The organism is Streptomyces sp. WAC 04229 (assembly GCF_003947455.1).
GTDB lineage: Bacteria > Actinomycetota > Actinomycetes > Streptomycetales > Streptomycetaceae > Streptomyces.
The window spans coordinates 1-14,598 of the sequence record NZ_QHJH01000183.1; the positions used below are offsets into that span (position 1 = coordinate 1).

Consider the following 14,598-nt stretch of genomic DNA (forward strand, 5'->3'; position numbering starts at 1 on the left):
GGGGGCGGACCACTGGCCGGGGGGCGGCTGCTCCTTGGACCACTTCGTGCCGGGGCTCGTCGGTTCCGCGCCCGGCTGGTCCGCGGGCTGAGCGGGCTGATCGGGGCCGCCGGGACGGCTGGCGGGCTCGGCGGGGCCGGACGCGCCGGGCTCCCGCCCGTCGGACGGGGCGGATCCGGGCGAGGCACAGCCCGGAGTGTCGTTCATCGTCGCTCCTTCACGGTGCCCGTCCGCGGGCGCGGCGGCAGGTTGGCAGCCATCGTGCCATGGGGTGCCCGGGTGCGGACCGGGCGCGGTATGGGCTGCACACCTTCAATTGTCCGCCGGATAGGGGGCAGACTGACCGCATGGCTGATCAGGACGCGCGAAACGGCGAGGACAAGCGGCCGACCGAGATCCCTGTGCTCCGCTGGGAGGAGCCGCCCGAAGGTCCGGTGCTGGTCCTGCTGGACCAGACCAGGCTGCCGACCGAGGAGGTCGAGCTGGTCTGCACGGACCCGGCCGGACTCGTCGAGGCGATCCGTTCGCTCGCCGTGCGCGGGGCGCCACTGCTGGGTGTCGCGGGCGCCTACGGGGTCGCGCTCGCCGCCGTTCGGGGCTTCGAGGTGGAGGAGGCCGCGGCCGCGCTGGCCGGGGCCCGGCCCACCGCGGTGAACCTCGCCGTCGGGGTGCGCCGGGCGCAGGACGCCCACCGGGAGGCGCTCGCCAGGACCGGCGACACACGGGAGGCGGCAGCGGCGGCGCTGACGGCGGCGCGGGCCCTGCACCAGGAGGACGCCCGGGCCAGCGCCCGGATGGCCGCGCACGGACTGGCCCTGCTGGACGAGTTGCTGCCCGCCGGCGGACACCGCGTTCTCACGCACTGCAACTCCGGCTCGCTGGTGTCGGGCGGGGAGGGCACGGCTTTCGCGGTGGCGCTCGCGGCGCACCGGGAGGGGCGGCTGCGACGCCTGTGGGTGGACGAAACGCGTCCCTTGTTGCAAGGTGCTCGCCTGACGGCATACGAGGCGGCCCGCAACGACATGACGTACACCCTGCTCACCGACAGTGCGGCGGGCTCGCTGTTCGCGGCGGGCGAGGTGGACGCCGTGCTGGTCGGCGCGGACCGCATCGCGGCCGACGGATCGGTGGCGAACAAGGTGGGGAGCTATCCGCTCGCGGTGCTCGCGCGCTACCACCACGTACCGTTCATCGTGGTGGCGCCGGTCACGACGGTGGATCCGCACACGCCGGACGGGACCGCCATCGAGGTGGAACAGCGTCCCGGATATGAAGTGACCGAGGTCACAGCACCTCAGGTGCCGGTGACGGGAGCGGGAGGCGGGATTCCGGTGGCACCCCTGGGGACTCAGGCGTACAACCCGGCGTTCGACGTGACTCCGCCCGAGCTGGTGACGGCGATCGTCACCGAGGAAGGCGTGGTTTCGCCCGTGACCGGCGAGGCCCTCGCGGAGCTGTGTGCCAGGTCACGCCAGGTAACGATTAGCTAATGGGATGATGTCGTTTATGAAGGGACGAGTCCTTGTCGTCGACGACGACACCGCACTGGCCGAGATGCTCGGCATTGTGCTGCGTGGTGAGGGTTTTGAGCCATCTTTCGTAGCCGACGGCGACAAGGCGCTGGCCGCCTTCCGGGAGACCAAGCCCGATCTGGTGCTGCTCGACCTGATGCTGCCCGGTCGGGACGGCATCGAGGTGTGCCGCCTGATCAGGGCGGAGTCGGGTGTGCCGATCGTGATGCTGACGGCGAAGAGTGACACCGTCGACGTCGTGGTCGGTCTCGAGTCGGGCGCCGACGACTACATCGTGAAGCCGTTCAAGCCCAAGGAGCTGGTGGCCCGTATCCGGGCGCGGCTCAGGAGGTCGGAGGAACCGGCACCGGAGCAGCTCGCCATAGGCGACCTGGTCATCGACGTGGCCGGTCACTCCGTGAAGCGCGAGGGGCAGTCGATCGCGCTCACGCCGCTGGAGTTCGACCTGCTGGTGGCGCTGGCCCGCAAGCCGTGGCAGGTGTTCACGCGCGAGGTGCTCCTGGAGCAGGTCTGGGGCTACCGGCACGCCGCCGACACCCGGCTGGTCAACGTGCATGTGCAGCGGCTGCGCTCCAAGGTCGAGAAGGACCCGGAGAAGCCGGAGATCGTGGTGACCGTGCGCGGCGTCGGCTACAAGGCCGGGCCGAGCTGACATGACCAGGGACAGTGCCGCTTCGGCGCCCGGGTCCGAGGCCCGCGCCGGACGGCCTGTCGGCCCCCCGCCCGCCGGTTCGCGCTTCGGCCGCCTGCTGGAGGGCGGGCTGCTGCACGGCGGGGTGCAGGGCAGCCCGGTGATCCGGCTGTTCATGCGCTGGGTGCGGCGTCCGCTGCTGCCCGTCATGCGGCTGTGGCGGCGCAACATCCAGCTCAAGGTCGTCGTCACCACGCTGCTGATGTCGCTGGGTGTGGTGCTCCTGCTCGGCTTCGTGGTGATCGGACAGGTCCGCAACGGACTGCTGGACGCCAAGGTGAAGGCGTCCCAGAGCCAGGCCACCGGCGGTTTCACGGCGGCCAAGCAGAAGGCCGAGGAGGCGGCGGGCGCCGACGGCGACGACAGCAACCCCGCGGACGGCAGGCCCCCGCAGAACGTCATCCAGTGGATGAGTGAACTGGTGAAGTCGCTGTCCAGCGGCGGACAGGGCGCCTTCGACGTGGTCACGCTCCCCATGGGCGGCGAGAGCGGCAGCGGCCGCGGCCCGCGTGCCTCCGGATCGGTCGACTGGGCGGTCAGCGTCCCGGAGGACCTGCGGGAGCGGATCGACGGTGACACCGCGGCGGCCCAGAGCTACACCCGGATCGTCTACAACTCCGACCAGGAGTCCCAGCCCGGACTGGTCATCGGCAAGCAGGTCAACGACCCCAACGGCGAGCCGTACCAGCTGTACTACCTCTTCCCGCTCACCCAGGAGGAGAAGTCCCTCAGCCTGGTCAGAGGCACGCTCGCGACGGCCGGGCTCTTCGTCGTCGTACTGCTCGGGGCCATCGCCTGGCTCGTCGTGCGCCAGGTCGTCACACCCGTACGGATGGCCGCCAGCATCGCCGAGCGGCTGTCCGCGGGGCGGCTCCAGGAACGCATGAAGGTCACCGGCGAGGACGACATCGCGCGGCTCGGCGAGGCCTTCAACAAGATGGCGCAGAACCTCCAGCTCAAGATCAGTCAGCTGGAGGACCTGTCGCGGATGCAGCGGCGGTTCGTGTCCGACGTGTCGCACGAGCTGCGTACGCCGCTGACGACCGTACGGATGGCCGCCGACGTCATCCACGACGCGCGCGTGGACTTCGACCCGGTCACCGCGCGGTCGGCGGAACTGCTCGCCGACCAGCTGGACCGGTTCGAGACGCTGCTCGCGGACCTGCTGGAGATCAGCCGCTTCGACGCGGGCGCCGCCGCCCTGGAGGCCGAGCCGATAGACCTCAGGGAGGTCGTCCGACGGGTCGTCAGCGGTGCGGAGCCGCTCGCCGAGCGCAAGGGCACGCCGATCCGCGTGGTCGGCGACCAGCAGCCCGTCGTCGCGGAGGCGGACGCGCGGCGTGTCGAGCGGGTGCTGCGCAACCTCGTCGTCAACGCCGTCGAGCACGGCGAGGGGCGGGACGTCGTCGTCAAGCTGGCCGCGGCCGGCGGCGCGGTCGCCGTCGGAGTGCGCGACTACGGCGTCGGGCTCAAGCCGGGCGAGGCCACGCGGGTGTTCAGCCGCTTCTGGCGGGCCGACCCGGCACGCGCGCGTACCACCGGCGGTACGGGGCTGGGGCTGTCGATCGCCCTGGAGGACGCGCGGCTGCACGGCGGCTGGCTCCAGGCCTGGGGCGAACCGGGCGGCGGCTCGCAGTTCCGGCTGACGCTGCCCAGGACGGCGGACGAGCCGTTGCGGGGTTCGCCGATACCGCTGGAGCCGGCGGACTCGCGGCGCAACCGCGGACTCCACGACGCCGGTCTCGACGACACCGCCACTCCGCACGGTGCGGAGAAGGCGGCCGGTGTCCCGGCGCAGGCGTCCGCCGGACAGGCCTCCCAGGTGCCCGCGCGGGGCCCCATACCGTCGAGGTCGGCCATGGCGGCCCCCACGGCCGACCCGACGGCCCTGCCGGGCAACGGGGCGCGCGTGGTGCCGAGGCCCGCGCCGCCGGGAGCCCGGAGACAGGACGGCGGTCCCACGGAGGCGGACGGCCGTCAGGACACCCGGTCGGAGGATCCGAGCAGGCAAGGGGAGGCATCTCGTGGGCGCTGACCGCGCGGGAGGCGGTCGGCGCAGGCCGGCACGTGTGGTGGGGTACGCCGTCGGCGGCGTCGTGCTGCTGGCGGGATGCGCGTCCATGCCGGACAGCGGGGACCTGCGCGGGGTGGAGTCCACACCGCGGCAGGACCCGCAGGTGCGGGTGTTCGCGATGCCGCCGCGGGAGGACGCGCCGCCCTCCGACATCGTGCAGGGCTTTCTGGAGGCCCTGACCAGCGACGATCCGCACTACGAGACGGCACGCAAGTACCTGACCGGCGATGCCGCGGAGAACTGGCGGCCGGACGAGTCGGCGACCGTACTCGCGGGCGGACCGGGCACCGAGTCGGACCACTCCGGCAGCCGCGAGGACGCCAACGACTACTCGGTGACCCTGACGGGCGCCAAGGTCGCCACGGTGGACGCCCAGCAGTCGTACTCGCCGGCCGACGGCACGTACCGGCAGTCGGTGCACCTGACCCGGGACGGCAAGACCAAGCAGTGGCGCATCGACCAGCTGCCGCAGGGCGTCGTCATGGGCAAGTCGGACTTCCAGCGCAACTACATGTCGGTCAACCGGTACTACTTCGCCTCGAACACCGCGGTGCGCTCGGCGTCCGACGAGGGCGCGAGCCCGCAGCCCGCCGCCGTGGCCGACCCCGTGTACGTCCGCCGGCGCGTGGACCCCATGACCCAGGTGGTGAACTCTCTGATCAGCGGGCCGTCGAGCCTGCTCGGGCCCGTGGTCAGGTCGAGCTTCCCGACCGGGACGGCGCTGGCCAAGAACGCCGGTTCGCTGGCGCCCGACGACCGCAGCAAGCTCACCGTCCCGTTGAACGGGAAGGCCGCCGGTGCCGATCAGGACCAGTGCGACGAGATGGCCGCCCAGCTCCTGTTCACGCTGCAGAACCTCACTCCGGCCGTCGAGGAGGTCGAGCTGCGCGCGGGTGGTGAGCAGCTGTGTTCGCTCAGCGAGGACCGAGCGGAGACGGTCGCCGCGCGGGGCTCGGCACAGCGGCCCGACTACCTCTATTTCGTCGACGACGAGGACCGCCTGGTCCGGATCGCCGCGGGCAGCAACGGGACAAGGGCGGAACCCGTGCCCGGCCCGCTCGGCGAGGGTGAGAAGGCGCTGCGGGCGGTGGCGGTGTCGCGGGACGAGCACAGCGCCGCCGGCATCGGCCTCGACAACAAGTCGCTGTTCGTCGGCTCCCTGGTGTCGGGCGGTTCGCTCGGCGACCCCGTGCTGCTCAGCAAGGGCAAGGCGGAGGCCGACCGGCTGACCCCGCCCAGCTGGGACGCGCAGGGCGACCTGTGGATCGCCGACCGCGACCCGGCCGACCCGCGGCTGCTGCTGCTGGAGAAGGGCGCCGGTGAGCCGGTGGAGGTGCGCACGCCGGGGCTCGACGGGCGGGTGCAGGCCGTGCGGGCGGCGGCCGACGGGGTGCGGATCGCGCTCATCGTGGAGAAGGACGGCAAGCGGTCGCTGCTCATCGGGCGGATCGAACGCGACGAGAGGGCGGGCGAACGGCCTGCGGTCACCGTCCTCGAACTGCGCTCCGCCACTCCCGGGCTGGAGGAGGTCACGGCCATGTCGTGGGCCGGTGACAGCAGGCTCGTGGTGGTCGGGCGCGAGCGCGGCGGCGTCCAGCAGATCGGATACGTCCAGGTCGACGGCTCGACGCCGGAGGCTTCGGTGCCCGCCGCCCTGACCGGCGTCAAGGAGATCGCCGCGACCGAGGACGAGCGGCTGCCGCTCGTGGCCTACTCCGAGGATCTGATCGTGCGGCTGCCGTCGGGGCTCCAGTGGCAGAAGGTCACGGAGGGGACGGCCCCCGTCTATCCGGGCTGAGGCGTCGTCCCCACCGGTTTTCCACAGGGGGCCCGGAGGCGTTTTCCACAGGCCCGGCCGGGTTTCGCCGGGCTTGGCACAGTGGTGGCCATGTGGCGATTGCGGGACTGGTGGCGCGACCTCACGGACCTGGTGCTGCCGGCCGAGTGCGGCGGCTGCGGCCGGACCCGGGCGGTGCTGTGCCCACGGTGCAGTACCGCCCTGAGCGGGTCCGCGCCGCGCCGGGTGCGGCCGGTGCCGGAGCCGCCCGGGCTGCCGTCCGTGCACGCGGCCGCGCCCTACGCGGACGAGGTGCGGGCGGCGCTGCTGGCCCACAAGGAGCGGGGCGTCCTGGCCCTCACGCCGCCGCTCGGCGAGGCGCTGGCGGGAGCGGTGCGGGCGGGGCTCCGTGAGGCGTGGAGCGGCGTCGGGGGAGCGGGCGGCCTGCCGGGCCCGGTGCTCCTGGTGCCCGTGCCGTCGGCGCGCCGGGCGGTGCGCAGACGCGGTCACGACCCGGCGCGGAGGATCGCTCTCGCGGCGGCGGGGGAGTTGCGGCGGACCGGGGTGCCGGTCCGGGTGGCCGCCCTGCTGCGGCAGCGGCATGCCGTGGCCGACCAGGCGGACCTCGACGCCCGCCGGCGGCTGGACAACCTCGCCGGCGCCCTGGCGGTGGCTCCCGGTGGCGGCCGGCTCCTGTGCGGTGGCGGCCCCGTCGTCCTGGTCGACGACCTGATGACGACGGGGGCGTCCCTGACCGAGGCGGCACGTGCCGTGCGCGCGGCTGAGTCGCGGACGGGGCCGGACACGTACGGGAAGGCGAGATCGGCTGTGTATCCGTCGGCGGCGGGGGAAGGCAGAGAGGAACGGAAGACCGGGCCTCAAATGGCGGGTCCCAACGGAGGAGATGGCGCGATCAGTGAAGCGATCTGCGCGGCAGTGGTCGCGGCTTCACCTGATTCTTTCGAGAATAAACCGGAACTGACTGAGAACTTACGTCGTTGCAGGTAATGAGAGGTCCTATTCACCGGAACGGAGGTACGTCGCGGTAGAGGGTGACGACATCCGCCCGGGCGAGATATGTTCGGTTGTGAGGCAAAGCCGCAGGCCACACCTCTCAAATCCGAATGCCGTGCTGCGGGTTTTAGCGTCATCACCCGCACTGGGGGAGTGGAGATCTCACCCGCGGGGGAGGAGGTGGACGTCACCGAGTCCGAGGTTCCGGAGTACACCGGAACCTGGTGCAAAAGGGAGATGCTCCGCCATGGAAGCGGAGCGATCCGGGAACGGAGTTCTGCGTGGACATCGTCGTCAAGGGCCGCAAGACCGAGGTGCCCGAGCGGTTCCGGAAGCACGTGGCCGAGAAGCTGAAGCTGGAGAAGATCCAGAAGCTCGATGGCAAGGTGATCAGCCTCGACGTCGAGGTGTCCAAGGAGCCGAACCCCCGACAGGCCGACCGATGTGACCGAGTGGAGATCACGCTCCGCTCCCGCGGTCCGGTGATCCGGGCGGAGGCAGCGGCGAGCGACCCGTACGCGGCGCTCGACCTGGCGGCGGAGAAGCTTGGCGCACGACTGCGCAAGCAGCACGACAAGCGCTTCTCGCGCCGCGGCGCGCGCCGGATCCCGGCGGCCGAGGTCGCCGACCACGTACCCGGCGCTGCGACGCTCAACGGGAACGGCGACGTCATCCCGACGGAGAAGCATGACGGCGTCCCCACCAAGAAGATCGGCTCGCTGGAGGTCCAGGGCGACGGTCCGCTCGTCGTCCGCGAGAAGACCCACGTGGCCGCGCCGATGTCCCTCGACCAGGCGCTCTACGAGATGGAACTGGTCGGGCACGACTTCTATCTGTTCGTCGACTCCGAGACGAAGGAACCCAGTGTCGTCTACCGGCGGCACGCCTACGACTACGGTGTGATCCACCTCACCACGGACACGATGGTCACCCAGGCGCACGCCCCCGACGCGGGCGACGCGCTCGGCGGTTGACCACCGCCGGGTGACAGCGGACCGGTGCCCCTGGAGCGCGTGTGCGCCCCCAGGGGCACCGGTGTGCGACGGTGCGCGAGGGTGTGCGACCCCTTCGGGACCCGCGCGGTCGCCCCGTTGTCCGTCGGGCATGGAATCATGGCGGCAACGGCCCAACCGGTGGGCCGTTGCTCTGGGTTGGCGATGGCGCAGGACCACGGGCCAAAGCCTTCAGGGGGAGGAACGATGGCGGACAGTTTCGGACCGATGCGGGGTGCGGGCGTCGACCACGGGATCGACGACGGGGCCGCCGGCCTGGGGCCGGACGCGGACGCGGGCTCCACACGCGAGGAACCCATCAGGGTCCTGGTCGTGGACGACCACGCCCTCTTCCGCCGGGGTCTGGAGATCGTGCTCGCGGCCGAGGAGGACATCCAGGTCGTCGGCGAGGCCGGTGACGGCGCCGAGGCCGTGGGGAAGGCCGCCGACCTGCTGCCGGACATCATCCTGATGGATGTGCGGATGCCCAAGCGGGGCGGGATCGAGGCCTGCACCTCCATCAAGGAAGTGGCCCCCAGCGCCAAGATCATCATGCTGACGATAAGCGATGAGGAGGCCGACCTCTACGACGCGATCAAGGCGGGCGCGACCGGCTATCTCCTCAAGGAGATCTCCACGGACGAGGTGGCCACCGCCATTCGCGCGGTGGCCGACGGGCAGTCGCAGATCAGTCCGTCCATGGCGTCGAAACTGCTCACCGAGTTCAAGTCGATGATCCAGCGGACCGACGAACGCCGACTGGTGCCGGCGCCGCGGCTCACCGATCGCGAGCTGGAGGTCCTCAAGCTCGTCGCCACCGGAATGAACAACCGGGACATCGCCAAGGAACTCTTCATCTCCGAGAACACCGTGAAGAACCACGTCCGCAACATCCTGGAGAAACTGCAGCTGCACTCCAGGATGGAGGCCGTGGTGTACGCGATGCGGGAGAAGATTCTCGAGATCCGCTGACTTCGGTCAGGCGAGCAGGCGGGCCAGCTCCGCCGTCAGGGCCTCGCGCAGGTGCGGGGCGTCGACCCGCTCCACGCGTACGTCCGTGCAGTCGACCCAGCTCGCCGCCTCGACCAGGGCCTGGGCCACGGCCGGAGCGGCCTTGAGGCCGTCCAGTCGGACCTGCTTGGCGACCAGGGTGCGTCCCTCCCGCGCCGGGTCCACGCGGCCGACGAGCCGTCCGCCGGCCAGCACCGGCATCGCGAAGTAGCCGTGCACCCGCTTGGGCTTGGGCACGTAGGCCTCCAGGCGGTGGGTGAACCCGAAGATCCGCTCGGTGCGCGCCCGTTCCCAGATCAGGGAGTCGAAGGGCGAGAGCAGCGTGGTGCGGTGACGGCCGCGCGGAACCGTCTCCAGGGCGGCCGGGTCCGCCCAGGCGGGCTTGGACCAGCCCGCCACCGCGACCGGCACCAGACCCGAGTCGGCGATCACGGCGTCGACCTGCTCGGCCTTGAGGCGGTGGTAGTCCGCGATGTCCGCGCGCGTGCCCACGCCCAGGGACTCGCCGGCCAGGCGGACCAGGCGGCGCAGGCACTCGGAGTCGTCCAGGTCGTCATGGAGCAGCGCGGACGGGACGGCGCGCTCCGCGAGGTCGTACACACGCTTCCAGCCGCGGCGCTCCACGCACACCACCTCGCCGTACATCAGTGCGCGCTCGACGGCGACCTTCGTGCCCGACCAGTCCCACCACTCGCTGGTCCGCTTCGCGCCGCCCAGGTCCGTCGCGGTGAGCGGGCCCTCGGTGCGGAGCTGCTTGACGACCTGGTCGTAGGTGCCGTCCGGGAGGGAGTGGTTCCAGTGCGGGCGGTTGCGGTAGGCGCGGCGGCGGAAGGCGAAGTGGGGCCATTCCTCGATGGGGAGGACACAGGCGGCGTGCGACCAGTACTCGAAGGCGTGGGTGTCCGTCCAGTAGGCGTCCTCGACCGTCTTGCGGCCGACCGCGCCCAGACGGGCGTACGGGATGAGTTCGTGGGAGCGGGCGAGGACCGAGATGGTGTCGAGCTGCACCGCGCCCAGGTGCCGGAGGACGCCGCGGACGCCCGCGCGGCGGTCGGGGGCGCCGAGGAAGCCCTGTGCGCGGAGGGCGAGGCGGCGGGCCTCGTCTGCGGACAGTTCCGTGGCGGGGGGCGGGAGGGTCGTCATACGTCCGCACGATAGAGGGTGGGTCTGACAGTGCCGGTCGCATACAAGGCGCCCGGTGCTGGGGGAGCCGGAGGTGGGTGCGCAGCCCGGCGTTGCAGGGTGCCGGTGCGCCCACCCGTGCCGCGCCAGCGGCACGATTGCCCGCAGCTCTGCAGCTCTGCAGCTCTGCGCTTTTACGCGGTCTGTGCCGGCAAGTAGGGCGCTGTCGACGGGAGGGCCAGGTCCGAGGGGAGGAGGGAGGCGATCCAGCAGTCCCGGCGCACGCCCTTGTTGTTGGCCGCGGAGCGCAACGTGCCCTCCATGGTGAAGCCCGCCCGCTCGGCCACCGCGCGGGAGGCCGTGTTGCCGACCTCGGCGCGCCACTCCAGGCGGTCGATCGCCCGCTCAGTGAAGGCCCAGCGCGCGACGGCGAGGGATGCCTCCGTGATGTAGCCCCGGCCGCGGAACTCCTTGGTACTCCAGAACCCGAGCTCGCCGACACCCAGGGAGATCATCGTGATGCCGACCATCCCGGCCAGGTCACCGGCGGGGAGGAAGACGCCGAAGGTGAACATCGAGGCGTTGGCCCAGCCGTCCGGGACCATCTGCTCCGTGAAGCCCCGCGCGTGCTCGGGGAGGTAGGGCGAGGGGATCGTCGTCCAGCGCTGGACGTCGGGATCCTGGCAGGCGGCGTACACGGCATCGTTGTCCTGGGGGCCGACCGTGCGCAGGACGAGGCGTTCCGTGGTGAGGGTGACGGGTTCCATCCGCCGATTCTGCGCAACCTCCGGCGGCGATCGCCATCTTTTTGCCCTGCGTGAACATGTGGTCACTTTTCGTTCAATTCACCGGAGGGTGCGGCACCATCGGCGGGGCCCGGACGTTGAACCCGGTGACGGCAGCCGACGAGGCTGGATGCAAGGAGTGGACGGTCCCGTTACGGCGGGCCTCCCGGGGTAGCGGGGTCCTCGCATACGATGGCCGTTGCTCAGTCCGTGACAGGAAACCGACCGTCCCAGGCCCGACCGGCAAGGAGACCAACCCCCGTGTCCGTCCTCTCAAAGATCATGCGTGCAGGCGAAGGCAAGATCCTGCGCAAGCTGCACCGCATCGCGGACCAGGTCAACTCCATCGAAGAGGACTTCGCTGACCTCTCCGACGCCGAGCTGCGGGCCCTCACCGACGAGTACAAGCAGCGCTACGCCGACGGTGAGGCCCTGGACGACCTGCTGCCCGAGGCCTTCGCCACCGTCCGCGAGGCCGCCAAGCGCGTCCTGGGCCAGCGCCACTACGACGTGCAGATCATGGGCGGCGCCGCCCTGCACATGGGCTACGTGGCCGAGATGAAGACCGGTGAGGGCAAGACCCTCGTCGGCACCCTGCCCGCCTACCTCAACGCCCTCTCCGGCGAGGGCGTGCACATCGTCACGGTCAACGACTACCTGGCCGAGCGCGACTCCGAGATGATGGGCCGCGTCCACAAGTTCCTCGGTCTGTCGGTCGGCTGCATCCTCGCCAACCAGACGCCGGCCCAGCGCCGCGAGATGTACCGCTGCGACATCACCTACGGCACGAACAACGAGTTCGGCTTCGACTACCTGCGCGACAACATGGCGTGGTCCAAGGACGAACTCGTCCAGCGCGGCCACAACTTCGCCATCGTCGACGAGGTCGACTCCATCCTGGTCGACGAGGCCCGTACGCCGCTGATCATCTCCGGTCCGGCCGACCAGGCCACCAAGTGGTACGGCGACTTCGCCAAGCTGGTCACCCGCCTGAAGAAGGGCGAGGCCGGCAACACCCTCAAGGGCATCGAGGAAACCGGTGACTACGAGGTCGACGAGAAGAAGCGCACCGTCGCCATCCACGAGTCGGGCGTCTCCAAGGTCGAGGACTGGCTGGGCATCGACAATCTCTACGAGTCGGTGAACACCCCGCTGGTCGGCTACCTGAACAACGCCATCAAGGCCAAGGAACTCTTCAAGAAGGACAAGGACTACGTCGTCCTCGACGGCGAAGTCATGATCGTCGACGAGCACACCGGCCGTATCCTCGCCGGCCGCCGCTACAACGAGGGCATGCACCAGGCGATCGAGGCGAAGGAAGGGGTGGACATCAAGGACGAGAACCAGACGCTCGCCACGATCACCCTCCAGAACTTCTTCCGCCTCTACAAGCGCCACGACCACGACGAGAAGGAACAGCCCGGTCTGTCCGGCATGACCGGTACGGCGATGACCGAGGCTGCCGAGTTCCACCAGATCTACAAGCTCGGCGTGGTGCCGATCCCGACCAACCGGCCGATGATCCGCAAGGACCAGTCGGACCTGATCTACCGCACCGAGGTCGCCAAGTTCGAGGCGGTTGTCGACGACATCGAGGAGAAGCACCGCAAGGGGCAGCCGATCCTCGTCGGCACCACCTCCGTCGAGAAGTCCGAGTACCTCTCGCAGCAGCTCAGCAAGCGCGGCGTCCAGCACGAGGTGCTCAACGCCAAGCAGCACGACCGGGAGGCGACGATCGTCGCCCAGGCGGGCCGCAAGGGCTCCGTGACGGTGGCCACGAACATGGCCGGCCGTGGTACGGACATCAAGCTCGGCGGCAACCCCGAGGACCTCGCCGAGGCCGAACTGCGCCAGCGCGGCCTCGACCCCGAGGAGCACATCGAGGAGTGGGCCGCGGCCCTGCCCGCCGCCCTGGAGCGGGCCGAGCAGGCCGTCAAGGCGGAGTTCGAAGAGGTCAAGGACCTGGGCGGGCTCTACGTGCTCGGTACCGAGCGGCACGAGTCGCGCCGTATCGACAACCAGCTGCGCGGTCGTTCCGGCCGCCAGGGCGACCCCGGCGAGTCCCGCTTCTACCTCTCCCTGGGCGACGACCTGATGCGCCTGTTCAAGGCCCAGATGGTCGAGCGCGTGATGTCCATGGCGAACGTGCCGGACGACGTGCCGATCGAGAACAAGATGGTCACGCGCGCGATCGCGTCCGCCCAGTCGCAGGTCGAGACGCAGAACTTCGAGACGCGCAAGAACGTCCTGAAGTACGACGAGGTCCTCAACCGGCAGCGCGAGGTCATCTACGGCGAGCGGCGCCGCGTCCTGGAGGGTGAGGACCTGCAGGAGCAGATCCAGCACTTCATGAACGACACGATCGACGCCTACGTCCAGGCAGAGACCGCCGAGGGCTTCCCGGAGGACTGGGACCTGGACCGGCTGTGGGGCGCCTTCAAGCAGCTCTACCCGGTGAAGGTCACCGTGGAGGAGCTGGAGGAGGCGGCCGGTGACCGGGCCGGTCTGACGGCGGACTACATCGAGGAGTCCATCAAGGACGACATCCAGGAGCAGTACGAGGCGCGTGAGACGCAGCTCGGCTCCGAGATCATGCGCGAGCTGGAGCGCCGGGTCGTGCTGTCGGTCCTGGACCGCAAGTGGCGCGAGCACCTCTACGAGATGGACTACCTCCAGGAGGGCATCGGCCTGCGCGCGATGGCGCAGAAGGACCCGCTGGTCGAGTACCAGCGCGAGGGCTTCGACATGTTCCAGGCCATGATGGACGGCATCAAGGAGGAGTCCGTCGGCTACCTGTTCAACCTGGAGGTCCAGGTCGAGCAGCAGGTCGAGGAGGTTCCGGTCGAGGACGCGGCGCCGTCCCTGGACAAGGGCGCGCAGGACGCCGTCCCGGCCCAGGCGGGCGCGCGCCCGGAGATCCGGGCCAAGGGCCTCGACGCCCCGCAGCGCCGCGACCTGCACTTCTCCGCGCCGACCGTGGACGGTGAGGGTGGTGTCGTCGAGGGCGACTTCTCCACCGACGGCGAGCCCGCGCAGGCCGCCTCGGACGGGCTCACGCGCGCGGAGCGCCGCAAGCAGGCCAAGGGCGGGCGACGCCGCAAGAAGTGACGGTGCGGTGCCGCAGGGCGCCGCAGCGGTGGAAGGGCCGGTCACCCGTGGTGGCCGGCCCTTCGGCGTAGGTGCGCGGGCTGGGCGGTGCGCGGTGGACGGTCGCCTGCGGAGCCGCCGGTCGCCAGTTGTCAGTCGCCAGTTGTCAGTCGTCGTCGGCGTGCGGCCTGCGGGGGCCGCCCAGCTCCACCGCGGTGCAGCGCCAGCGCAGGTCCTGGCCCCGTTCCAGCCGGAAGGCCATCGCGCGCAGCTGGTCCCCCGCGCCGATGCGGGCGAAGACCTCCAGGGCGCCCGGCCGGGGCTCGAAGTAGCCGATATCCCGGACGACGGGGAGGGCGCCGCGCGTACGCAGGGGGCCGCGCTCGGCGAGGTGGGCCAGGTCGTCGTAGGCGCGGCCGACGGTGTGGCGGAGCATCGAGTGGACGGGGCGCCGGCCGCTGAGCACATGGAGCAGAAGCTCGGCGAAGCGGTCCGTGGGGCGGACCTGGGGGA

The 14,598-nt window shown here is 70.9% G+C and carries 11 protein-coding genes and 1 pseudogene; 8 read left to right on the forward strand and 4 right to left on the reverse strand.

Going from position 1 to position 14,598, the window contains the following annotated elements:
• Positions 1–207: pseudogene (locus tag DMH12_RS31130) on the reverse strand (hypothetical protein); the annotation flags it as partial.
• Between the two features lie 140 nt (positions 208–347).
• Between DMH12_RS31130 and mtnA the strand changes: the two are divergent.
• From mtnA to DMH12_RS31170, 7 genes are all read left to right on the forward strand, one after another.
• Complete coding sequence (gene mtnA / locus DMH12_RS31135) at positions 348–1,490, forward strand: S-methyl-5-thioribose-1-phosphate isomerase (protein WP_125494755.1); 1,143 nt, start codon at positions 348–350, stop codon at positions 1,488–1,490.
• Positions 1,491–1,494: 4 nt separating this feature from the next.
• Positions 1,495–2,184, forward strand: a complete 690-nt coding sequence (mtrA, locus tag DMH12_RS31140; protein ID WP_193776289.1) for a two-component system response regulator MtrA — start codon at positions 1,495–1,497, stop codon at positions 2,182–2,184.
• A 1-nt stretch (position 2,185) separates the two neighbouring features.
• Entirely contained in the window at positions 2,186–4,258 is a 2,073-nt protein-coding gene (gene mtrB, locus DMH12_RS31145; protein WP_125494756.1) for an MtrAB system histidine kinase MtrB, read from the forward strand.
• The gene (locus DMH12_RS31150) at positions 4,248–6,095 is read left to right on the forward strand and encodes an LpqB family beta-propeller domain-containing protein (protein WP_125494757.1); all 1,848 of its coding nucleotides are present in this window, start codon (positions 4,248–4,250) and stop codon (positions 6,093–6,095) included. Before mtrB ends, DMH12_RS31150 begins: the two co-directional genes overlap by 11 nt.
• A gap of 99 nt (positions 6,096–6,194) precedes the next feature.
• Positions 6,195–7,082 (forward strand): ComF family protein, encoded by an 888-nt coding sequence (locus DMH12_RS31155; RefSeq protein ID WP_185832653.1) that lies wholly within the window; start codon positions 6,195–6,197, stop codon positions 7,080–7,082.
• 287 nt (positions 7,083–7,369) lie between these two features.
• Positions 7,370–8,062: a ribosome hibernation-promoting factor, HPF/YfiA family gene (gene hpf / locus DMH12_RS31165; protein ID WP_125494760.1), complete on the forward strand. Its 693-nt coding sequence runs from the start codon at positions 7,370–7,372 to the stop codon at positions 8,060–8,062.
• Positions 8,063–8,287: 225 nt separating this feature from the next.
• A complete protein-coding gene (locus DMH12_RS31170) occupies positions 8,288–9,052 on the forward strand; it encodes a response regulator transcription factor (RefSeq protein ID WP_125494761.1) in 765 nt (254 codons plus the stop codon).
• 6 nt (positions 9,053–9,058) lie between these two features.
• Here DMH12_RS31170 and DMH12_RS31175 read toward each other — a convergent pair whose 3' ends face one another.
• A complete protein-coding gene (locus tag DMH12_RS31175; protein ID WP_125494762.1) occupies positions 9,059–10,234 on the reverse strand; it encodes a winged helix-turn-helix domain-containing protein in 1,176 nt (391 codons plus the stop codon).
• 173 nt (positions 10,235–10,407) lie between these two features.
• Positions 10,408–10,980, reverse strand: coding sequence for a GNAT family N-acetyltransferase (locus DMH12_RS31180; protein ID WP_125494763.1), 573 nt, complete (start codon positions 10,978–10,980; stop codon positions 10,408–10,410).
• Between the two features lie 279 nt (positions 10,981–11,259).
• Between DMH12_RS31180 and secA the strand changes: the two genes are divergently transcribed.
• Positions 11,260–14,106, forward strand: a complete 2,847-nt coding sequence (secA, locus tag DMH12_RS31185; RefSeq protein ID WP_125494764.1) for a preprotein translocase subunit SecA — start codon at positions 11,260–11,262, stop codon at positions 14,104–14,106.
• A 145-nt stretch (positions 14,107–14,251) separates the two neighbouring features.
• Here the strand turns inward: secA and DMH12_RS31190 are convergent.
• Positions 14,252–14,598: Rv3235 family protein (locus DMH12_RS31190; protein ID WP_260474406.1), on the reverse strand; the 347-nt coding region annotated here is incomplete at its 5' end.